The 20,009-nt window shown below is 67.6% G+C and carries 23 protein-coding genes; 4 read left to right on the forward strand and 19 right to left on the reverse strand.

The window, feature by feature from the left end; all coding sequences use genetic code 11:
• Positions 1–28: 28 nt before the first annotated feature.
• The 17 genes from AC1DHX_RS09665 to AC1DHX_RS09745 form a co-directional block, all read right to left on the reverse strand.
• Positions 29–493, reverse strand: a complete 465-nt coding sequence (locus AC1DHX_RS09665) for a phage tail protein (protein WP_476899990.1) — start codon at positions 491–493, stop codon at positions 29–31.
• Between the two features lie 174 nt (positions 494–667).
• Positions 668–1,834: a flagellar hook protein FlgE gene (locus tag AC1DHX_RS09670; RefSeq protein ID WP_028277079.1), complete on the reverse strand. Its 1,167-nt coding sequence runs from the start codon at positions 1,832–1,834 to the stop codon at positions 668–670.
• 31 nt (positions 1,835–1,865) lie between these two features.
• Positions 1,866–2,300 carry a flagellar hook assembly protein FlgD gene (locus tag AC1DHX_RS09675; RefSeq protein WP_476860127.1) on the reverse strand — a complete coding sequence of 145 codons (435 nt, stop codon included), beginning with the start codon at positions 2,298–2,300 and terminating at the stop codon, positions 1,866–1,868.
• Positions 2,301–2,318: 18 nt separating this feature from the next.
• Positions 2,319–4,484 (reverse strand): flagellar hook-length control protein FliK, encoded by a 2,166-nt coding sequence (locus tag AC1DHX_RS09680; RefSeq protein WP_476860126.1) that lies wholly within the window; start codon positions 4,482–4,484, stop codon positions 2,319–2,321.
• Positions 4,484–5,209 carry a C40 family peptidase gene (locus AC1DHX_RS09685; protein WP_476860125.1) on the reverse strand — a complete coding sequence of 242 codons (726 nt, stop codon included), beginning with the start codon at positions 5,207–5,209 and terminating at the stop codon, positions 4,484–4,486. The genes AC1DHX_RS09680 and AC1DHX_RS09685 overlap by 1 nt, the downstream gene beginning before the upstream one ends.
• Positions 5,206–5,640, reverse strand: coding sequence for a flagellar FliJ family protein (locus tag AC1DHX_RS09690; protein ID WP_026538968.1), 435 nt, complete (start codon positions 5,638–5,640; stop codon positions 5,206–5,208). Before AC1DHX_RS09690 ends, AC1DHX_RS09685 begins: the two co-directional genes overlap by 4 nt.
• A complete protein-coding gene (locus AC1DHX_RS09695; protein WP_223914323.1) occupies positions 5,637–6,965 on the reverse strand; it encodes a FliI/YscN family ATPase in 1,329 nt (442 codons plus the stop codon). The genes AC1DHX_RS09690 and AC1DHX_RS09695 overlap by 4 nt, the downstream gene beginning before the upstream one ends.
• Positions 6,962–7,696 (reverse strand): FliH/SctL family protein, encoded by a 735-nt coding sequence (locus AC1DHX_RS09700; RefSeq protein ID WP_476860124.1) that lies wholly within the window; start codon positions 7,694–7,696, stop codon positions 6,962–6,964. The genes AC1DHX_RS09695 and AC1DHX_RS09700 overlap by 4 nt, the downstream gene beginning before the upstream one ends.
• The gene (gene fliG, locus AC1DHX_RS09705; protein WP_476860123.1) at positions 7,686–8,702 is read right to left on the reverse strand and encodes a flagellar motor switch protein FliG; all 1,017 of its coding nucleotides are present in this window, start codon (positions 8,700–8,702) and stop codon (positions 7,686–7,688) included. Before fliG ends, AC1DHX_RS09700 begins: the two co-directional genes overlap by 11 nt.
• Entirely contained in the window at positions 8,699–10,303 is a 1,605-nt protein-coding gene (fliF, locus tag AC1DHX_RS09710) for a flagellar basal-body MS-ring/collar protein FliF (protein ID WP_028277074.1), read from the reverse strand. The genes fliG and fliF overlap by 4 nt, the downstream gene beginning before the upstream one ends.
• The gene (gene fliE, locus AC1DHX_RS09715; protein WP_028277073.1) at positions 10,303–10,614 is read right to left on the reverse strand and encodes a flagellar hook-basal body complex protein FliE; all 312 of its coding nucleotides are present in this window, start codon (positions 10,612–10,614) and stop codon (positions 10,303–10,305) included. Before fliE ends, fliF begins: the two co-directional genes overlap by 1 nt.
• Positions 10,614–11,006 carry a flagellar basal body rod protein FlgC gene (locus AC1DHX_RS09720; RefSeq protein WP_079555549.1) on the reverse strand — a complete coding sequence of 131 codons (393 nt, stop codon included), beginning with the start codon at positions 11,004–11,006 and terminating at the stop codon, positions 10,614–10,616. The genes fliE and AC1DHX_RS09720 overlap by 1 nt, the downstream gene beginning before the upstream one ends.
• Positions 11,006–11,347, reverse strand: coding sequence for a flagellar basal body rod protein FlgB (gene flgB / locus AC1DHX_RS09725; RefSeq protein WP_028277071.1), 342 nt, complete (start codon positions 11,345–11,347; stop codon positions 11,006–11,008). Before flgB ends, AC1DHX_RS09720 begins: the two co-directional genes overlap by 1 nt.
• Positions 11,348–11,492: 145 nt before the next feature.
• Positions 11,493–11,918 (reverse strand): hypothetical protein, encoded by a 426-nt coding sequence (locus AC1DHX_RS09730; RefSeq protein WP_476860122.1) that lies wholly within the window; start codon positions 11,916–11,918, stop codon positions 11,493–11,495.
• Entirely contained in the window at positions 11,911–12,420 is a 510-nt protein-coding gene (locus AC1DHX_RS09735) for a flagellar export chaperone FliS (protein ID WP_476899991.1), read from the reverse strand. The genes AC1DHX_RS09730 and AC1DHX_RS09735 overlap by 8 nt, the downstream gene beginning before the upstream one ends.
• Positions 12,417–13,745 (reverse strand): flagellar filament capping protein FliD, encoded by a 1,329-nt coding sequence (gene fliD / locus AC1DHX_RS09740; RefSeq protein WP_476899992.1) that lies wholly within the window; start codon positions 13,743–13,745, stop codon positions 12,417–12,419. Before fliD ends, AC1DHX_RS09735 begins: the two co-directional genes overlap by 4 nt.
• 150 nt (positions 13,746–13,895) lie before the next feature.
• Positions 13,896–15,074 (reverse strand): flagellin N-terminal helical domain-containing protein, encoded by a 1,179-nt coding sequence (locus tag AC1DHX_RS09745; RefSeq protein ID WP_223914330.1) that lies wholly within the window; start codon positions 15,072–15,074, stop codon positions 13,896–13,898.
• Positions 15,075–15,357: 283 nt separating this feature from the next.
• On the opposite strand from AC1DHX_RS09745, the gene AC1DHX_RS09750 reads away from it, so the two are divergent.
• Genes AC1DHX_RS09750 through fliW form a run of 4 tightly spaced genes read left to right on the forward strand, consistent with a single transcriptional unit; the run spans position 15,358 to position 18,596 of the window.
• A complete protein-coding gene (locus tag AC1DHX_RS09750) occupies positions 15,358–15,846 on the forward strand; it encodes a flagellar protein FlgN (protein ID WP_018775825.1) in 489 nt (162 codons plus the stop codon).
• Positions 15,847–15,856: 10 nt separating this feature from the next.
• Positions 15,857–17,269, forward strand: a complete 1,413-nt coding sequence (flgK, locus tag AC1DHX_RS09755; protein WP_476860120.1) for a flagellar hook-associated protein FlgK — start codon at positions 15,857–15,859, stop codon at positions 17,267–17,269.
• Between the two features lie 2 nt (positions 17,270–17,271).
• Positions 17,272–18,195 (forward strand): flagellar hook-associated protein FlgL, encoded by a 924-nt coding sequence (gene flgL, locus AC1DHX_RS09760; RefSeq protein ID WP_459383898.1) that lies wholly within the window; start codon positions 17,272–17,274, stop codon positions 18,193–18,195.
• On the forward strand, positions 18,192–18,596 hold the full coding sequence (fliW, locus tag AC1DHX_RS09765) for a flagellar assembly protein FliW (protein WP_476860119.1): 405 nt from the start codon (positions 18,192–18,194) through the stop codon (positions 18,594–18,596). The genes flgL and fliW overlap by 4 nt, the downstream gene beginning before the upstream one ends.
• A gap of 53 nt (positions 18,597–18,649) precedes the next feature.
• Here the strand turns inward: fliW and AC1DHX_RS09770 are convergent, their stop codons facing one another.
• Together AC1DHX_RS09770 and AC1DHX_RS09775 are read right to left on the reverse strand one after the other, a co-directional pair.
• Positions 18,650–19,195: an AMIN-like domain-containing (lipo)protein gene (locus tag AC1DHX_RS09770; protein ID WP_476899998.1), complete on the reverse strand. Its 546-nt coding sequence runs from the start codon at positions 19,193–19,195 to the stop codon at positions 18,650–18,652.
• Between the two features lie 320 nt (positions 19,196–19,515).
• The gene (locus AC1DHX_RS09775; protein WP_018775830.1) at positions 19,516–19,818 is read right to left on the reverse strand and encodes a DUF4193 domain-containing protein; all 303 of its coding nucleotides are present in this window, start codon (positions 19,816–19,818) and stop codon (positions 19,516–19,518) included.
• Positions 19,819–20,009: the final 191 nt, after the last annotated feature.

A 20,009-nucleotide genomic window follows, 5' to 3' on the forward strand; every position in this document is an offset into this window, starting at 1 on the left:
GCACCCTGAAATGCGGGGGTGAGCCCGATCAGTACTCGCCCTTGATCACGAAGTAGGAGCCGCGAATAACGCCCGCCAGCTTCGACTTTTGGCGGGCGAACTTGAAGCGCGGCGCCAATTCCTCCGGAACTTCCATGCCGTCGGCAAGTTTGAACCCCACCGCTCGCTTCCCGCCGTCCTCGATGCTGTACATGACGTTGAYCGACAGCCCCGACTCGTARAAAACATAGGCCATCCGCAAACCGTCGACTTCGAAGGCGGTCGCCTCCAGCGGGCGGGAGCCGATCACGATCTCGCGTTCGTCCCGGAGGATGCGGCTCACCCGGTCAACCACGTCAGGAACTTCGCCCGCGGGGCTCACGGTGAAGGCGTGGCCGTACTTATTCCGGTAATAGCGGGCCTCGTTGGCGCGCAACCCGGCGAGGGCCTCGGAGACGGGGGATGATTCCAAGCCGACGGTAGAAACGGTCTCGAAGTCAACGATGTACGGCATGTGCCCTCCTGGACAGACGTGTTGGGACCAATGCTAACGCGACGACGTGCTGCCGGACGCCGGAACGCAAACGCCCCCTGAGGGTGTGATCCGGGGAGACAGCTCCGGGTCCGGCAATACCGGGAACCCGAAGCTGTCCCCCGAATCCTTAAGGGACAAGCATGATTCCGCTCATTAGCGCTTGAGCTGGGTCAGTTCCTGGAGAACCTCATCCGAGGTGGTGATGATGCGGGCGTTGGCCTGGAAACCGCGCTGCGCAACGATCAGGTTGGTGAATTCCTGGGACAGGTCCACGTTCGACATTTCCAACGAGCCGCCGGTCAGGGTGCCAAGGCCGGGGTCGCCCGCAGCACCGAGCTGCACGCCGCCGGAGTTTCCGGTTGCGACGTAGGAGGAGCCGCCGGCCTTCTCCAGGCCGCCCGGGTTGGTGAACTTGGCGAGGGCGATCTTGGCGAGGACCTGCTTGATGCCGTTGCTGAACGACCCGACCAGGGAGCCGTCGCTGCCCAGCGTGTAGGACTCGAGCTTGCCGACGGGGGCACCGTTCTGGCCGCTGACGGTCAGCGAGCTCATGGCGGCGTAGCCGGAAACCTTGGAGACATCGATGGTGATGCCGTTGACGGTGACGTTGCCGCCGGCGGTGGGCTTGCCGTTCGTGTAGGTCACAGACCCGGTGGCTGTGGTGCCGTTGTCGTCGGCGGCGATGTTCCAGGTGCTTCCGGCCTTGGTGAAGGTCATTGACACACTGCGTTCGGTGCCGGCGGCGTCGTAAACCTTGACGAGACGGTCCAACTTGGTGCCGTCGACGGCGTCGCTGGGCAGGTTTCCGTCCAGCGTCACCGAGTCGGTCTTCTTGGCCACCATGGTGTTGGGGTTCAGCGTAATGTCGCCCACGGGGCCACCCGCGTTGATCACACCGTTGGTGGCGGTCCAGCCCTGGAGGATGCCGCCGTCGGGGCTTACCAGCTGGTTGGCTGCGTCCGGGCTGAACGCGCCGGCGCGGGTGAAGAGCTGGCTGCCGCCCTTGCTGGTGACGAAGAAGCCGTCACCGGAAATCATCAGGTCGGTGGCCCGGCCGGTGCTCTGCGATGAGCCCTGGGAGAAGTTGGTGGTGACGCCGGCAACCCGGACGCCCAGGCCGATCTGGGCGGGGTTGCTGCCGCCGGTCGCGGCCTGCGGGCCGGTGGCGCCCTGCTGCAGCTGGGACAGGGTGTCCTGGAACTGGGTGGAGGAGGCCTTGAAGCCTGCGGTGTTGACGTTGGCGATGTTGTTGCCAGTAACGTCCAGCATGGTCTGGTGGGCGCGGAGGCCCGAGATTCCGGAGTACAGCGAGCGGAGCATGGGAACTGCCTTTCTACGGGTGAAGAACTGGTTAGGAAGCGGCCGGAGCCGTAAGCCCGGTGATGGAGTCGAGGGGAACGGAAAGGTCGCCGATCATGACGGACGGAACCGATCCCGCATAGCTGACGGAACTGGCGACGCCGGTCCCGGTGGTGCCGTCCGCGAGGGTGTAGCCGACCGAGTGTCCGATCAGCTGGGCTGCCGCCGTCCGCATCTGGAGGGAGAAGCCCTCCTTGCTGTTGGTGGTCAGTTCGGTCATTTTTTCCATCATGGAGAGCTGAAGGGTCTGGCTCATCATCTGGTTGGTGTCCATGGGCGCGCTCGGGTTCTGGTTCTTGAGCTGCGTCACGAGCAGGGACATGAACACGTTGGCATCCATGGTCTGCGAGGGTGTCCGCACGGCAGAGGCCTGGGTGGCGTCCCCCGCCGCCGTTACCGGCTGGGATGCGATCGGCTGAATCGTCATAAGTCGCGTTCCTTCGTGTCAGACAAGAATGTCGAGGGTGGTCTGGGGGCCGTTCAACAGCCTGGCGGTGCGTATGGCTTGATCATCGGCCAGCGCATCCCAGCGGTTTCCGGGCCGCGGCCCGTTCCGGTCGCCCGGGCCGGAGCCGCTGCCGCCGGGGCCCGAGCCGCTGCCGCCGGGGTCCCGGCCGGTGCCGAACTGGCCGCCGGTCCCCGTCCGGTCCTGGCCCGTGCCGTGCTGGGCCCCGTGCTGCCCGAAACCGGGACCGTTGTGGTCTGAGAGGTCAAGGCTGGCCGCGAATCCGGCGCCGTGGAGTTCCCTGCGGAGTTCGGGCAGGATTCCGCGGACGGCTTCACGTCCCGCATCGCCCGGGGCGAACAGCTCAATCCGGACGCCCGCGGCGTCGATCTGGGCCCGGACCGTCAGTGGACCGAGATCTTCCGGGCTGACCTTGAGGGTCATGATGTGCTGGCCCTGGGGTGCCCCCACGAGGGTGAAAAGCGGTTTGGCCAGCTGGGACTGGAGGGGCGCCGCGAAATGGGGCGCCGGCGGGGACGCGGACTGTAACGCCGGCTGCGCAGCGGCCTGGGCAGCCGGCTGGGGCACGGCCTGGGCCGCGGTTGCCGCCGCCAGAGTCGGCTGGACGGGGAAGGCGGCCGCCGTGGGGGCGTCGCTTTCCGGATTGGACCGAGCCTGGGCGGCGGTGGGCGTGGGTGCCGCGACTGGTTCCGTCAGGACGCCGGCGTGGAAAGGAGCGGGGGCGTGTGCGGGTCCGGTTCCGGTTCCGGTTCCGGTTCCGGTTCCGGTGGACATGCTGCCGGAGGATCCAGTGCCGGCTCCGGGGATGCCGGATGGCGCCGGACCGGACGGGGTCGTGCCGGGTGAGGTGGTGGGCGACGTCGGCGCTTGTCCGGGCGCGGAGGGAGCGACGGCGGCGACGTCTGATCCGTTGACCGCCCGCGCGGACGCGGCCGCGGTGGTGGCCGCCGGCGACGCACCATGACCAGCCCCAAGTCCCTGGGCGGTCTGCGCCGCCGCTGCCGCGCCCGGTGCCGCGGCGGCGGCCGGAGGTGTGGCGCCGGCCTGCGCCGGGACTGCCTGCGTTGGCCCGGCAGGTGCAGCAGCCTTGGGTGGGCCACTGAGCACCGGAACGGGACCGGTCGCAGGGGTGGTCCCCGCGGCGCCGGTGGCAGTCGAGGCCAGCGGCGAGGCCGCAACAGCAGCCAGCGGCGCGGCCGCAACAGTAGCCAGCGGCGCGGCCGCGACAGTAGCCGGTGCGGTGGCCACGGCGTCGACGGGCGCAGCCGTCGGGGCAGGATCGTTCCCATTGACCGGCCGGTTGACCGGTCCGCCGGCGGCGGCCTTGGGCCCGGCCAGCGGGACCGCGCCCGCCGTCTGCGAGGCCGCAGCGGCGTTCGGCTTACCGTCCGGCATGGTCCCAGCGGGGACGGCGGCCACAGTCTGGCGCCGCGTTGCGGCCAATCCCGGGGTCTCGACGGCCGGGGAATGCGCGGCGGCGGCCGGCAATTCGTCGGGAAGGACCGCCGAGGCCGCGGACGCAGTGATGGCCGGGGCGGCAGTACGGGAACCATCGTTGCTGTCCGACGGCGGGGCAACCGCCGGCGCCGACTGTCCGGGCAGCGCAGCCTGGCCAGCCTGACCAAGTTGTGTATAGGAGACAAACTGGGCCGGCGGGAATTCGGCCGTGCCGTACTGGGCCGGCGGGAATTCGGCCGTGCCGTACTGGGCTGGAACGTGCGGGGCTGGAACGTACGGGGCCGGAACGTACGGGTCCGGGACGTGGCTGGTGATACCGGACGAAGCAGCGTCGGTCCCCGGCGCGGCCCCGGAAGCAGCGTCGGTCCCCGGCGCGGTCCCGGAAGCAGCGTCGGCCCCCGTCACAGTGTTCGCAGCGGTGCCGCTCAGCGAAGCGGGGTCCGTGGCGCCGTCGGGCTGCGGCAGTTCGGCCGCCGTGTCATCGGCCGCCGGTACAGCCTTAGCGGCGCCAGGCTCTGCCGCGGTGCCGTTGCCCGCTGCGCCCTGGACGTCGTTGAGGACTGCGTCGAAGGACGCGGCGGCTGTGTTTCCGTTTTCGCTGCCGGGCCGCGGGTCCGCGCCCTGCCGGGCCGCCCGGACGGTCGCCCCCAGCGCGGCCGCAAGCTCCGTCGATGCCGCCGCCTTCATTATGCAGCCCCTGCGGGAACGATGCGCCGGATGGAGGTCAGGTTGGACTGCTGCTCCCAGGCGTCGCGGATCTGGATGGTCTTGCCCGGCACGGGTGCGTCGATCGCCTTGCCGTTGCCCAGGTAGATGGAAATGTGGTTGCCGCCGAAGCTCACCAGGAGGTCTCCGGGTTTCGCTTCTGCGAGGGACGCCACCGGGGTGCCCTGGCGCATCTGGTCGCTCACCACACGGGGAAGCTCCACGCCAAGGTCCTTGAAGACCCGCTGGGTGAAGCCGGAGCAGTCCATGCCGGAGGCCGGATTGGTGCCGCCCCACACATAGGGAACACCGATGTACTTCTTCGCCACGGCCACCACGTCATTGCCCGTCGCGGCCCCACCGGCATGTACGGTTCCGGCTGCCTGGGCGCCGGTGAGCGCGGCCGTCCCGGCCGCCGCAGCGCCACCTGGTCCGAATGTGCCGCCAATGCCCAGTGACGTGCCCAGTGAGGAGCCCAGGCCCAGGCTGTCCGTGAGGGAGGCGGCATCCGTTGCGCCACTGCCGCCCAGTGCCGCGGCAAGTGCCTGGGTGAACGTGGCGGAGTCGCCGGTGCCGGTTGCGGACGCGAGCGAGGTAGCCGCAGCCTTGGCAGCGGCTGCGCTGGTTTCCGCGGCCGCAGGCCGGCTCAATTCCGCGATCATCGACTGGATGCCCTGCATCCGGCCGATCGCTTCAGTCATGCTCATGGCTTCACCTGCTGCTCATCGCGGTGCCAGAGCGTCGAGGCGATCTCATCGAGGGCCGACTGCTCGGCGCGCAGGTCCGCGGAGTTGACCTCGGCGTCGTGCCGGGCTTGCAGTTTTTCCAGCCCCACGGACCGCGTGCGGGCAGCGATGAACTCGGCCCGGGCGTTGGCTTCGTCGGCCTCGGCCAGGTGGGTGAGGTTTTGCAGGTCCGCGAGCATGCTGTGCGCGGATGACCGGGCGGCCGCCACGGCGCGCAGTGAGGCCGAGCTGGAGATGGGGTCATCCGTGGCGGCAAGTTCGCGGCGGGCGGCGGCTTCGCGGACCCGGACGGAGCTGGAACGTGAGCGGGCGCGCGCCAGCCCGGTTGCCGCCTGGTCCTGCTGGAGCTGGCGGAGGCGCAGGAGGCCGGCCAGTGAGAATTCGCGGTTCATGCTGCTGCTCCCAGGATCGAAGTGAGGTGGCCGAGCCGTTGCCAGGACTCGGGGTGGGCCGTGGATTCGTCCATCGGCTGCTGGAGGAAACCGCTGACGTCGTGCTCGTGGTTCAGCGCAGCGTCCACCAGCGGGTTGGTCCCGGCCTGGTAGGCGCCGACGTCGATCAGGTCCTGTGCCGCCTTGCGGGCCGCGAGGACCCGGCGGAGCGTGGCGGCGGCGTCGAGGTGTGGCCGGGAATTGACCTTGCTGGCCACCCGGGACACGGATCCGAGCACGTCCACGGACGGGAAGTGCCCGGTGACGGCGAGTTTGCGGTCCAGCACCACGTGGCCGTCCAGGATGGAGCGGGCGGCGTCGGCGATGGGCTCGTTATGGTCATCGCCGTCCACGAGCACGGTGTAGATGCCGGTAACGGAGCCGGTCTCGGCCGTGCCGGCGCGCTCCAACAGCCGGGCCAGGATGGAAAAGGTCGACGGCGGGTAGCCGCGGGTGGCAGGGGGCTCGCCGGCGGAGAGGCCAATCTCGCGCTGCGCCATGGCCACCCGGGTCAGGGAGTCCATCATGAGCACCACATCCTGGCCCTGGTCGCGGAAGGACTCGGCGATGCGGGTGGCGGTGAAGGCCGCGCGCATGCGCATCAGGGCGGGTTCGTCGGAGGTGGCGACCACCACCACGGAGCGCGCCAGGCCGGCGGCGCCGAGGTCGTCTTCGAGGAACTCGCGGACTTCGCGGCCGCGTTCGCCAACGAGGGCGATCACCGAGACTTCGGCGTCGGTTCCGCGGGCGATCATCGAGAGCAGGGAGGATTTGCCGACCCCGGAGCCGGCGAACAGGCCCATGCGCTGGCCCTTGCCGAGCGTGGTCATGGTGTCCAGGACGCGCACGCCGGTCTGCAGCGCGGTGTCGATGCGGGCGCGTTTCATGGCGTTCGGTGCCTCGTTGTCGATCGGCACGCGCGGCCCGCTGAGCAACGGACCCTTGCCGTCGATCGGGCGTCCCAGGCCGTCAAGGACCCGGCCGAACAGGCCCCGCCCGGTGGGAACCAATACCGCGCTGCCTTTGGCGCGCACCGGGTCACCGGCAGCTACGCCGGCGAGCCGGCCCAGCGGCATGCAGCGCACGGAGCCGTCCAGCGCCGCGACGACTTCGGCGTCAAGGCCGGGGTTCCCGCCCACGGTCACGAGGTCACCAAGGGCGCAGTCCAGACCCGACACTTCCAGGCCCAGCCCGATGACCGAGGTGACGACGCCGACCCGTTGCGGGGCGGCCGCGGCCAGCGCGGCGGCATAGTCGGCGCCCTTCGGCCGCCACTCGGCGATCATGCCTGGCCCCGGTACGCGCCGGCACCGAATTCGGCCCGGCCGGATTCTCCCGGCACGGCGTCTCCCGGCACGGTGTCTGCCACCAGTGCATCTCCCAGCGGGCCCTCTGCCGACGCTGCCTCTCCCAGCAGCGCCATGCGGGCACGTCCCAGGGCGGTGCGGAGGCTGGCGTCGAACCAGCCCTGCTGGTATTCGACCTTCGCGTCGCCGCGGCCCAGGGAGGGGTCCGCGATCAGCGGCAGCCCGGCTGGCAGTTCCTGGCCTTCCCGGCTGAGGACGTCGATGTCCGCCGGGTGCAGCCGGATTGCCAGTACCGTGGCGGAGTCATTCCCGGAGAGGGCGCGGGCCAGGGCGGCCCGGGCGGTCCGGGTGCCTTCGGCCAGTTCGTAGCCGAGGATGGCCTCGGCCAGTTCCAGCGCCGTGCGGGCCAGGATTTCCTCGGCGTCCTGCAGGGCCTGCACGTTGCGGTGCGCAAAGTCTGTCCTGGCGACGGCGAGGGCGCGCACGGCACGGTCCAGGTCCTGCTGTCCGGCGGCCAGGGAGGCAGCCTGCTCGGCGGCCATCCGGTCCCGCCAGCGGCGCTGCTCTTTCGCTGCGGCGCGCACACCGGCGGCGTAGCCCGCGGCGTGGCCTTCGGTGTAGCCGGCCTGTTCGGCGGCCGGGCCGTTGGCCCGCAGTGACGGGAAGACGACGCGCGCCGGGGCGTTGGCCGCGCCGTTGTCAGTAGACATAGTCTTCTTCGTCCCCGCGCTGGATGGTGATCTGGCCTTCGGCCTCGAGCTCGCGGATGGACCGGACGACGGCGGCACGGGCCTCTTCGATCTGCGAGGCACGCAGGGGTCCCAGGGCGGCGATCTCGGATTCGAGGATTTCCAGGTTGCGCCCGGAGACGTTTGTGGTGATGGTTTCCAGGACCGGCTCGGAGGCACCCTTCATCGCCGTCGCCAGGACGGCCGCGTCGAGTCCGCGCAGCACCAGCTGCACGTCGCGGCGTTCCAGCTTCACGATGTCGTCGAATGTCACCATCTGGGCCCGGATCTCCACCGCGAGGTCGGGATCGAGCAGGTCCAGGCCGTCCAGCACGGACCGTTCCGTGCCGGCGTCGGTCCGGTTGATGATCTCCAGCAGCGGCTGGATGCCGCCCACCACCTTCGAGGCCTGCTGGGACACGGCGGCGCCGCCGCGGAGTTTGAGGGTGTCGGCGACGATCCCGATCGCCTCGGGCGCGCCGGATCCCATGGTGGCGATGCTGAGCGCGACGTCGGCGCGCAGCGAGCCGGGCAGCCCGGACATCACGGCCGAGGCCTTGCGCGGGCTGAGGTGGGCGAGGACCAGGGCGATGGTCTGCGGCAGTTCGCCGTCGATCAGGGCCAGGATCTGCACGGGTTCGATGTCTTCGAGGAACTCGAAGGACTTGCCGGCCATATTGACGGTCAGGCGGTTCATGAGCCCGGCGGCCCGTTCCGAGCCGAAGGAGGCCTCCAGCAGGCCCTCGGCGAGTTCCCGGCCGCCCCGGGCCTGGCGCGTGGTTGTCAGCGCGGCCTGGTGGAAGTCCTTCATGATCTGCTCGGTGACGTCAGAGTCCACCTTGCGGAGCTTGACGATCTCCCCGGCAATCTCCTCCGCCTCGGTGTCCGTGAGCTGGGCCATGACCTTGGCGGCGTTCTCGGGGCTCATTTGCATCAGGACGACGGCGGCGCGCTGGGTGCCGGTCAGGGGCGTATCGGTGGGTTTCATGCCGGTTGCCTGTCATCCATGAGGCTGCGCAGGTAATCGGCGGCCCGTTCCGGGTTGGCGGCGACCATGTTGTCGATTTCAAACCGGCGGCGCTCGGATTCCAGCTGTTCGGTGCTCGGGCCCGGAAGCGGGGGCAGGGCGGTGATCGGGATCGCCGACGTCGCCGGCGGAAGGGCCACCACAGGCGGGGCCACCGGCATGATCTCCAGGTCCAGGCGTTCGCCGAGGTCCACGGGCTCGCGCTTCTGGCGGCGCCGCAGGATGATCGTGACCACCAGGGCCAGGATCAGCAGGCCCAGCAGGATGCTGCCTGCGGTGACGAGGGTTCCGAAGAACGCGGCCTGCTTCTCGGCTTCGGCGTTGGCCTGGGCCTCGGCGAGCGCCTTGGCGGCGTCGTCGGCGGCTGCGGTGCTGAACGGCACAACCTCGACCGTGACAATATCGCCGCGCGCGGTGTCGGCCCCGGCTGCGGAGGTGACGAGGTTCTTCAGCGACGCCAGGTTCAGGCCGCCGGCGGCGGCCTGGCTGACGGCGACGGAAATGGTCTGCCGCTTGATGGCACCGGCCGGGATGGTCCGGTCCTCGGTGACCTTGTTGACCGCGTTGTTCTTGGTTTCGGTGGAGGAATCGAAGTTGCCGTTGCCGCTCGTGCCGCCGGGAACAGCGATGTTGTCCGGGCCGAGGACGCCCGCGGCGCCTCCCCCGGTTCCGGTGTATTTCTCGGTCTTGGACGATTCACTCAGCGGCAGGGCGCCCTCGGCATTGGAGAAAGTCTCGCTCTTCTGCTGCGCCGATTCGCCCGTCACGTCGGCGGCGACGGCGACCGTGGAGTTGCCCGGGCCCACCACGCGGTCCATGACCGCGCGGACGGCGTCCGAGGTGCGCTGCTGGTAGTCGCTGGCCTGCTTGGTGGACGATCCTGCGGTCCCGCCGCCGACGGTGGAGAGCACGTTGCCCTGCGAATCGACCACGGAGACGTTGGACGGCTTGAGGTTTTCGATGGCGGCGGAGGTCAGGTGGACGATCGCCTGCACCTTGTCACCGGTCAGGGCGGCGCCGGCGTCGGTCTCGATGAACACTGAGGCGGTGGTGTCCGGGGCCTTGGACACAAACACTGTTTTCTCGGGGATGGCGAGCCGGACGGCGGCGGTCTTCACGCCGTCCATGGCGGAGATGGTGCTGGCAAGTTCGCCCTCGAGGGCGCGCTTGTACGTGACGGACTGCTGGAATTCCGAAGACGTCACGCCCATCTTGTCCAGCAGGGAGTAGCCGGTGGCGGCGGCAGTCGGCAGGCCCGCGGCCGCTGCCTTGAGGCGCTCGTCGTAGACCTTGTCCTGCGGCACCAGGATGGTGGATCCGCCGTCGCTGAGTTCGTACTGAACGTTGTCCTTGCGGAGCTGTTCGACGATGCCGTTGGCGTCGGTGGTCTGGAGGCCGGAGAACAGCGGGGTGAGCACCGGGCGGGTAAGCCAGGCGGACAGGGCAACAATGCCCACCACCAGCAGGGCAGCGCCGATCACGGCGATGGTGCGCTGGCCGGCGGTGAAGCTCTTCAGGCCCGCGCCGAAGCGCTGGAAGAAAGCGTTAATCTGCGGAGGCATCAGGCCTGCATCCTCATGATCTCGTTGAACGCGTCAACGCCCTTGTTGCGCATGGTGGCCATGAGCTCCAGCGTCACCTGCGCCCGGGTCGCGGCAAGCGTGGCGTTGTGGATGTCATCCAGGTTGCCGGTCACGGCGGACACAGCCAGCTGGTTCGACGTCGACTGCAGCTGCTGGAGGTTATCCACCGCGCCGGTGAGGGAAGTGGCGAAGGCGGAGCCGTCCGTGCCGGCAACGGGTGCCGCTCCGGCGCCCGTCACATAGTTTGTCGGCAGGACGCCCTGGACGGGGGCGATGGGGGCGACAGTCATTAGGAGCGTCCAATCTCAAGGGCGGCCATGTAGGTTTCGCGGGCGCGATCCACCACCTGCGCGTTGGCCTGGTAGCCGCGCTGGGCGATGATGAGCGCACCCATCTGTTCGGCCATGTCAATGTCCGGGTACTTCACGTTGCCGTTGGCGTCCGCCAGCGGGTGATCCGGCTGGTAGACGATCCTGCCCTCGGCGTTGCCGAGCTGGGTGCTCTTGACGTACACGCCCGAGCCCTGCGAGCCCTCCGCGGCCTCGACATACCGGGCCTGGAAGGCGGGGCCGGACGTGGCGGAGGCGTTGTTCATGTTGGCGAGGTTGTCCGAGACGGCATCGAGCCACTTGCGGTGGACAGTGAGGGCGGAGCCGGCGATGCCGATCATGTCGAAGGTCATCAGCTGGTCCTCAGGGCGGAGCGCACGGCGGTGAACTCGGTGTTGACGGCGCGGGCGGCGAACTGGAAACGCAGCACGGTGTCGATGTTGGACAGGGTCTCGGTGTCCAGGTTGACGTTGTTGCCGTTTAGCTGCGTGGGCTCCAGGGACTCCGCCGTGGTTGCCTGGACGCGGCCGTTCCCGGACTGCACCGACGCTGCGAGGGCGTCCTCGAAGCTGACGCGCTTCGCGTGGTAATTCGGCGTGTTGACGTTCGCGATGTTGTTCGCGATGGTCCGCTGGCGCAGTGCCAGCCCGTCCATGGCGCTGGCCAAGGCGGCGGAAGTCACGGATTCGAGCACAGAGTCCTGCCTGGGAAAGGTGGGGGTGGCCGATCCGTGGCCGGTAATCGAGCGATCCGTGCTCTTATAGTGGTTATCGGCACTGGTCAGCGCCGCGTTAGGCGAAATCAAAAGACTATTTCAGATGTTTTGGAACCCGGGATTCCTAGCCGTTGACATCCAGGTACAGGGCTCCGGCGGACTCCCCCACGCCGGGCACCGACGATACCGCCTGCAGCTGCCGGGCGACTCCCAGCCGCGCCTCTTCCAGCCGGAGGGCAACGCGTTCCTGGGCGGCTGCCAGTGCGACGGCGCGACGCCGCGCGGTCGCCGGCAACGGCCCGTTCATCGATGGCGGAGACCAGCGCTTCTCCGGCCGGGGTTCCGCCACCGAACCCGCGGGAGCGGCGAGCGGGCCCAGCGGATCCTTCAGGGTCCGCTCGGCGGCCTGCACCGCCATTTCAAGCACATCCAGGACGGCCATCCAGGCAGCCAGGGTGGTGTCTTCAGGGATCTTGCCGGGAAGGGACGAATCGGCGTCGTTGGATCCGGTTCCCCCTGGGCCAATATCCAAGTAAGCCTGTTCAGCCAAAGCCGAGACTCCCGCCGCCTGTTCCGGGCCCGGTGTTCCAGGCCCCTGCTGCCGGGAAACCGGCTGGAGCTGCGGAGGGAAACGCCGCGGGGCTTGCGGGCGCTGGTACCGCGGCGGCGGCCTCGTGCCAGGTCTGCCGCAGGGGCTCCAAGAGTTCGATTGCTTCCCGGGTCAGCGCCGCGTCCCGCTGGATGTTCGCGTTGGTCAGTGCGGTGGAGACGTAGTTGTAGACCCCCAGCAGCCCGTTTGCGCCGTCCCACGCGTCGACCTTGAGCGAGGAGGACAGCTCGGACACGATGRCCTGGGCGTGCAGCAGGTTTTCCGATGCGGTGGTCCAGTCGGCAGCGTGCTGCGCCGTTTCCGCCCGGCCCAGGTCCAGCAGGAGGCGGTCGTAGAGCATGGTGAGGAGGCGTGCCGGCGGAGCCGACAGGACCGAGTCGGCCAGGTACTGGTTCCGCTGGCCGGCATTGCCGTAGCCGCCGCCGAAGGAGGTCAGAGTCATGATGAAGAGCTTCCTGAAGAGAGTCCTGCGAGTTGGGAGGACAGCCAGGACGACTGCGCTTTCATGCCGCTGAGAGCGACCTCCAGCGCGGAGTAGGTCCGCTGCAGCGTGGTCCGACGCATTTCCAGGCGGTCATCCCAGTCGGCGATCTGGTCGGTGTAGTCCTTCGCGGTGGACTGTTGTCCCTTGATCTTGGTGCTGAGGAGCCCCGTGGAGGGATCGGAGGCCTGCTTGGCGGCGTCCGCCACGCGGCCCGCGATAGTGGCCACGGCCGCCATTGTTCCGGCCGGGTCCTTCGCCAGGGCGTCGCCGAATTTGGTGGCGTCGAATTCCATCGTCCCGGTCTTGGYCACGCTGATGCCAAGCTCAGACGGCGATTTTCCGTTCAAGGGCTGGGACGCAGCGGCCAGGATCGCGGCATTGACGGTACGAACGGTGCTGTCTCCGGTGAACACGCCGCCTGAAGTGACCGGGTTGCCGGAGGCGTCGGTGCTGCTGACCACGGCGCTCTTGGTGGCGATCTGCGCCAGGACTCCGTTGACGGAGCTAACCAGGTCAGAGGCGGCCCTGCTGATCTGGGCGTCGTCACGGGCAACGGTGACGCGTGTTGGAGTGGCAGAGACCTCGGAGACGCTGATCGAGACTCCGCTCAGGACATCCGCGAAGGTGTTGGTGGCGGAGCTGAGCGTCGCCTCGGCAGCTGTTCCCGCCCACAGCTTGATCTGCGCGTCCTGCCCAGACTGAACTTTGGTCAGCCCGGCGGTGCCGTCCGGATCGGCGATGCTGAACCCGCCGGCGACGCCGGTCTTGGACGAGGCAAATTGCAGCCGGTACTCGCCGCCGCCCACTGAAACTTTCGATGCGACAATCCCGGCGCCGGAGAGGTTCACGGCGGAAACGACGTCGTCAAGAGATGAAGTGAGTGGCGTGACCGTGATGGCCTGGCCGCCTTCGCCGGTGACCGTCATAGTGGTGTATGGCCACGCGGCGAGGTTCTTGCTCACGGAGACCTGGGTCTGGGCCAGCTGGGAGACGGTGAAATCAACCGCACCCGGTTTCGCTCCGGCACCGACCACGGTGGTGACCTTGGCGGAACTGCTCGAGGCCGAATACAGTTCCAGGCTTTTGGGGTCGGAGAGCTTGCCGGCCTTGGTTGCGAGGTCCGCGACGGCGGTATTGAGTCCCTGCAGGGCCGAGATGCGGGTTTGGACCGTTGCGGCCTTGTTCTTCATCAGGCTTTGTGGGATTGCTTCCACGGCCATGAGGGAATTGATCAGGGCCGTGGTGTCCAAACCGCTGGAAAGTCCGTCGATAGAAAGTCCCATGCCTGCAACTCCTTAGAACAATGGCTGGCTGAATCAGTAATGGCTGGTGGTACTGCACAGCGCCCGGGGAGAAGAATTCTCTCCCCGGGCGCCACGTGCAATCTGAACTACCTAGCGGAAGTCACCGGAGTGATCGCTTCCCGCTGTGTTTTAGCGCAGGAGCTGCAGTACACCCTGGTTGGACTGGTTTGCCTGGGCCAGCATTGCGGTGCCGGCCTGGGACAGGATGTTGTTGCGGGTGAACTTGACCATTTCCTCAGCCATGTCCGTGTCGCGGATACGGGAGTTGGAAGCCGTCAGGTTTTCCTTGGAGACGTTGATGGTCTGCACTGCGGATTCAAGGCGGTTCTGGGTCGCACCGAGTTCGGCGCGGGCGGTCGAAACGTACTTGATCTGGGTATCAATAGCAGTGATGGAAGCCTGGGCTGCGCTGGTTGAGGAGAAGTCAAGACCCGTCCCGCTGACCACGGTGGCGCCGCCGTTGAACACACCCGAGCCGGACGGATCGGTAAGGTCGATCGTGCCGCCGTCGTTGGACCGGATGATGATGCCGTCGCCGGTGCCGTTTGCGCTCTTCGAGACCGTTGCCGTGAAGCTGGAGTTGAAGTTCTTGTCCGCGTTGAGCTTGGAAACGAAGTCATCAGCCGTAGTGGCTGCGGCGGTGGTGGTAACGGCCACCGTCGTCGTAACGCCACCCTTGACCGACTCAAAGTTGTAGGTACCGGCGGCGAGTCCCTGGGGGGAGCCATCAGTAGCGCTGAACGCAGCAACCTTGAATGTGGTGGAACCTGACGCCGCCGAACCCAGAGCAGTGGCAACCGACCCAACGTTGGCAGAGGACAGGTTGACGTCGATGATGCTGTTGGCGTCCGAGTTGGCGCCGACCTGGAGCGACATCTTCGGCTTTGAGCCGTCCAGCAGCTGTGCACCGTTGAAGTTGGTGGAGCCGGCGATGCGGTCCAGTTCCTTTACGAGGCTGTCAGCTTCGGTCTTGATGGCGCCGCGGGATTCGGCGTTGTTGGTGTCGTTGGCTGCCTGGACGCCCAGGTCGCGCAGACGCTGCAGGATGGAGTGGGCCTGGTTCAGGCCGCCTTCTGCGGTCTGAACTGCGCCGATGCCGTCCTGTGCGTTGCGGGCGGCAACCGTGAGGCCACCGATCTGCGACTTCAGGCCCTCGGAGATAGCCAGGCCGGCCGCGTCGTCGCCGGCGCGGTTGATGCGCAGGCCGCTGGAAAGCTTCTCCAACGACTTGGACAGGTCGTTCTGGGTGTTGCTGAGGCTGCGGTAAGCGTTGTTCGCAGCCATGTTGGTGTTGATCTGCATTCCCATGATGTTTCCTCCATGATTGGGACGATGTGCGACGGCCCATCCGTGGGCCTTCAGAAGTAGTTATCGCCATTTGGCCAGCACACGTAAGGAAGATTCCAAAAAGAGTTTTCAGTTCAACGCCCCGTCTGTTATCAGCCTTATTGCCGCTAACGAATCCTGCGCCCCTGCCGATAGTTTCTACGAACCCTGCTGGAGGCCAAATCGTCCGCACGATGAAATCGACGCCCCGGCACCACCGCACCAGTCATTTGCACCATTCACACATGAGGGAGCCGTCCGGACCATGGCCATCCACGAACTTTCAGCCCTGCTGTGGCGGGAGCGTGAACTCCTGGACGTTCTCACCTTCAAGCTGGAGGAAGAGCAACTGCTGCTCACCGCCGGCAAATCCCGCTGGCTTCCCCACGGCACAAAGGAAGTCGAGCAGGTTCTGGAACACCTCTCCAAGGCGAGCCTCGCCCGCACCATCGAAGCCGCCGTCGTGGCCGAAACCTGGGGACTGCCCACTGACGCGTCCCTGGGTGAACTCGCCGCTGCCGCGCCGGAAGGCGCCTGGTCCGAAATCCTCACGGCCCATCTGACGGCCTTGACCCACCAGACGACACTGATCAAGGAACTGCGCGACTCGAACGAGCAGTACCTGCGCACCGCAGTCCGTTCCACCCAGGAATCCCTCGCGGATCTGCGGCCCACCGCTGCGGCCGGCACCTATGACGCCCAGGGCAAGACCGGGGAAACTGCAGCCTCGCGTATTTTCGACAAGCAATTCTAAGGAAGCGACCATGAGTACCTTCGGCGCGCTGAACACCGCCTACCGTGGCTTGACCGCCGCCCAGCAGGGCATGAACGTGGCCGGGCAGAACATCGCCAACGCCGCCACCGAGGGTTACACCCGGCAGCGCGTCCAACAGTCTTCGATCGCGGCTCCTGCGCAGGGCCTGTTCGGTTCGGGCCGCCCCGAGGCCGGGAATGGCGTCTCCGTGGACGGCATCGCACGCTTGGGCAGCAGCTTCCTTGACGGAAGCGTCCGCTCGACGGCGGCCGAGTCCGGCTACGCCAGCGCCCGGTCCTCGGCGCTCCAAGGGATCGAGGGCATCCTTCAGGAACCCGGCGAAAACGGCATCTCCACCGCGCTCCAGGGCTTCTGGTCGGCCTGGCAAGGCGCCGCCAACCACCCCAACGACTCCGCCGCCAAGGGACTGGTCCTGCAGGCCGGCAACGACCTCGCCACCAAGGTCTCCTCTTCCTACCGCTCCCTTGAGGGCCAGTGGAGCAGCGTCCGCGGCCAGGCCCAGGGCGCCGTGGACGCCGTCAACGCCGCCGCCACGCAGGTGGCCGCCTTCAACACCAGCATTCGCTCAACCCTCGCCGCGGGAGGATCGGCCAACGAGTTGATCGACGCGCGGGCCAAGCTCACCGAGACCATCTCCCGGCTGACCGGCGGCACCGTCAGGGAACAGGCTGACGGCACGGTGGATGTCCACGTCGGCGGAAACGCCCTCGTGATGGGCAGCTCCGTCCGGACACTCGCTCTCTCCGGAAGCCAGACTGCGGACAAGCTCGGCACAGCCGTGCAGCTTGAGTGGGCGGACCGGCCGGGTGCGGCAATCGCCGTCGCCGATGGGGAAATCGCCGGCGCGTTGTCCGTCCTGGCTCCTGCCGCGAACGGCGGCGCCATCGATTCGGCCGCACAGTCACTGAACAAGTTCGCCGGCGACCTGCGGGACGCGGTCAACGCCCTTCACTTCGGCGGACGGACCTCTGACGGCACTTCGTCCGGCAACTTCTTCGACCCGGCCGCCGCGGGCCCTGCCGCGCTCGCTCTCGCTGTTGTGCCCAAGGCCGCCGCAGAGATCGCGGTCGGCGTGGCGGGTGCGGGGAACCTGGACGGCAGCCTCGCCGACAAGATTTCACAGCTTGGCACTGGGCCGGGGTCTCCGGACAGCGCCTGGGCAAACATCGTCACCGGGATCGGTGTGCAGTCACGCGGCGCCCAGCAGCATGAAGCGTTGAGCTCGGCAGCGGAAATCTCCGCGCAGTCCAACCGCTCCTCGCAGGCGTCCGTCAGCCTGGACGAAGAAAACGTCAGCCTGCTCACCAACCAGCACGCTTACCAGGCCGCGGCCCGCGTCATGACGGCTGTGGACGAAGCCCTGGACGTCCTGATCAACCGCACCGGACTGGTAGGAAGGTAGACATGCTGAACCGGGTAACCAACCTGACCATGAGCGCAGCCGCCCAGCGGACCCTGCAGGCCCAGCAGTCCAAGCTGGCCCAGCTGCAGGAAAAGGCCACCACGCTGGACAAGATTTCGCGCCCGTCCGACGATCCTGCCGCCACGGCGCAGGCTCTCGATACGCGCGCGCGGCTCGCCGCCAACGCCCAGTACGGCAGGAACATCGACGACGGCGCCAGCTGGCTCAACGCGGCCGACTCCGCCCTCAGCCAGGCCACCAACGTCATGAACCGCATCCTCGACCTCACGGTCCAGGCCGGCAACGGCGCGCTCAACCAGGCGGGCAAGGACGCGATCGCCGTCGAGCTCGAAGGGCTGAACAAGGATCTGCTCTCAACCGCCAACAGCAAGCACCTTGGCCGGAACATTTTTGCTGGAAGTTCGGACGCGGCCACGGCCTTCAGCCCAGCCATCCCGGCCGACCCGAGCATCCCAGGAGACACCGGAACTCCCCCGGTCTTCAACGGCGTCGCCGGCGGCTCAGTGGAACGGCGCATCAGTGCCGACAGAACCGTCCGGGTCGACGCGGACGGCGCCGCGATCTTCGGCAGCGGCTCCGGCTCCGTCTTCGACGCCGTCACCAAGACCATCGAGTCACTGCGCAAAGGCGAGGATGCCACTGTGAACCTCACCAACCTGCAGGCATCTTTCAAGAACATCGTCAGCGGGCGTGCTGAAATAGGAACACGGCAGGTGCAGCTGGAACGCGCCGGCAACGTCAACACCGAACTGGAGGCCACCTTGGATGCACAGAAGATGGGCATTGAAAAGGCAGATCTCGGCAGCGTCATCATGGACCTGAAGCTTCAGGAAACCAACTACCAGGTGGCCCTCGCGGCGACGGCCCGGGTGCTTCAGCCCACCCTGATGGACTTCCTGCGGTGAGCACCCCGGTCATGGACACTCCCGTCGCAAGCCTGCCCCTCACATTCACCGCACCCATGCCTGGCTTCGAGGAGCTGCACGATTTTGCGCTGCGGAGCGTCGAGGGCGCGGCCGGACTGTACGCCCTGGAGGCAGGTTCCAGCCCGGTGCGGCTATTCCTGGCCGATGCGGCCGTGTTCGCACCGAGCTACTCTCCGCCGATCCCGGCAGCCTCGCTGGAGGCCCTCGAACTCGACGGGCGGGACGCCGCCCAGGTACTGGTCGTCGTCAACCACTCGCCCGGTTCCACGACCGTCAACCTTATGGCCCCGATCGTTCTGAACCGCGCCACGGGACTCTGCACGCAGCTGGTGCTGGACGGCCGGGACTTCCCGCTCCGGGCCGAGCTCGGCTCGCTCTAGCCGACCCGCCCGGCAAGGCGCGCAGCCCTGCCTTGCGACCGGCTTCACCAGCCTCACCAGAAATGCGCCACGTCCACCACGAGCCGGGACCCGGTGCCCGGCCCGGGCAGGGCCAGGACCCGGAACGGCAGCCGGGCGCGGACCCCCAGGCCAATGGTCGAATAGCCTTCGAAGCTGCCAGCCCACGCCACCTGCCGGAACGTCTGGTAGCCGGTCACGTCAGCCAATTCATTCTTGTTCGCCGGGTTGTAGGTGGGATTGCCGGCGTCGTCATATGCGGGTGCATTGACCRTGAGCTGAATGAAGGCCTGGCCCCGCAACGGGACCGGCAGGCCGGACCCGTCCTGCACCACCGCGGGTACGTAGCGGACGCTGTAGCCTGCCACGGGGCCGTTGAGGTCAATGACCAGCCGGTCGAAGCAGTAGTGCTGACCGGTGCGGACGTTCACCACCTTGGCCTGGCTCATGGYCGGATCCATTTTGCTCAGCGACCCCCAGGCCAGTCCGCAGTACGGGTCTGCGGCGGCCGGCGCCGGCGCAAGAATCCCGAGCGCGGCGGCCATCAGAACAGCCGCGAGCAACGCGTTGACCTTTTTCAACTGGGTCTTCTTCAACTGGGTCTTCTTCAAGGCCGCCACCCCCTGGTGCTGCCTGACCCTTGGGCTGGCGGAACAGTCAGCGCAGGTCAGACGCTTTCAGCGTAGGCGGGCCCGGCCCGGCGGGCGAGGTCCTCCACAGTTTCGGCGCCCAACCGTTAGCGTGGCCCGCTGCTGGTCACGGACGGATTGCACGGACCCTGTTCGTGAAGGTCGTTCACGAACAGATAACACCGCCAGCAGCAGGCCTGGCCGGGAACGGCGAAGCGCCGGCACCCTCGCGGGTCCGGCGCTTCGTACGGCCTGTCTGTTGCCGGAAGGTTTTAGCCTTCGCAGTCGCGGCAGTACTTCATGCCGTTCTTCTCAAGGGCCACCTGGGACCTGTGACGGACCAGGAAGCAGGAGGAGCAGGTGAATTCATCGGACTGCTCCGGAACAACAATGACCGTCAGCTCTTCGCCGGACAGATCCGCACCGGGAAGATCAATGCCTTCAGCGGTGTCGTTCTCATCGACGTCGATCACAGCGGTCTGCGCGCCGCCGCCGCGGGACGCCTGAAGGGCCTCCAGCGACTCAGCGGGAGATTCTTCTTCTGTCTTGCGTGGGGCGTCGTAATCGGTAGCCATATCGGGGTTCACTTTCGTTGCTGCGCAGCGCCATTTCAGGCACCTCAGTGAAGCAGTTTAGGACATTATGCATGGAGTAGAGCAATAGTGTGGCCTATCAGACAGAATGAGTCGGACGGGCCCTGGAAACCCGGGCAGCGGCCCCCGGCCGGGGCCCCTCCGCGCGGCGGCCGGGCAGTGCAGGTGCGGCA

The organism is Arthrobacter sp. 05N33_2, from assembly GCF_056397425.1.

Coding starts and splice junctions, on each gene's coding strand:
- AC1DHX_RS09670 (WP_028277079.1), bottom strand. CDS start 1,834: ATGCTCCGCTCGCTGTACTCCGGAATCTCGGGCCTCCGCGCCCACCAG.
- AC1DHX_RS09675 (WP_476860127.1), bottom strand. CDS start 2,300: ATGACGATTCAGCCGATCGCATCCCAGCCGGTAACGGCGGCGGGGGAC.
- AC1DHX_RS09680 (WP_476860126.1), bottom strand. CDS start 4,484: ATGAAGGCGGCGGCATCGACGGAGCTTGCGGCCGCGCTGGGGGCGACC.
- AC1DHX_RS09685 (WP_476860125.1), bottom strand. CDS start 5,209: ATGAGCATGACTGAAGCGATCGGCCGGATGCAGGGCATCCAGTCGATG.
- AC1DHX_RS09690 (WP_026538968.1), bottom strand. CDS start 5,640: ATGAACCGCGAATTCTCACTGGCCGGCCTCCTGCGCCTCCGCCAGCTC.
- AC1DHX_RS09695 (WP_223914323.1), bottom strand. CDS start 6,965: ATGATCGCCGAGTGGCGGCCGAAGGGCGCCGACTATGCCGCCGCGCTG.
- AC1DHX_RS09700 (WP_476860124.1), bottom strand. CDS start 7,696: ATGTCTACTGACAACGGCGCGGCCAACGCCCCGGCGCGCGTCGTCTTC.
- fliG (WP_476860123.1), bottom strand. CDS start 8,702: ATGAAACCCACCGATACGCCCCTGACCGGCACCCAGCGCGCCGCCGTC.
- fliF (WP_028277074.1), bottom strand. CDS start 10,303: ATGCCTCCGCAGATTAACGCTTTCTTCCAGCGCTTCGGCGCGGGCCTG.
- fliE (WP_028277073.1), bottom strand. CDS start 10,614: ATGACTGTCGCCCCCATCGCCCCCGTCCAGGGCGTCCTGCCGACAAAC.
- AC1DHX_RS09720 (WP_079555549.1), bottom strand. CDS start 11,006: ATGACCTTCGACATGATCGGCATCGCCGGCTCCGCCCTCACTGTCCAC.
- AC1DHX_RS09745 (WP_223914330.1), bottom strand. CDS start 15,074: ATGGGAATGCAGATCAACACCAACATGGCTGCGAACAACGCTTACCGC.
- AC1DHX_RS09750 (WP_018775825.1), top strand. CDS start 15,358: ATGGCCATCCACGAACTTTCAGCCCTGCTGTGGCGGGAGCGTGAACTC.
- flgK (WP_476860120.1), top strand. CDS start 15,857: ATGAGTACCTTCGGCGCGCTGAACACCGCCTACCGTGGCTTGACCGCC.
- flgL (WP_459383898.1), top strand. CDS start 17,272: ATGCTGAACCGGGTAACCAACCTGACCATGAGCGCAGCCGCCCAGCGG.
- AC1DHX_RS09775 (WP_018775830.1), bottom strand. CDS start 19,818: ATGGCTACCGATTACGACGCCCCACGCAAGACAGAAGAAGAATCTCCC.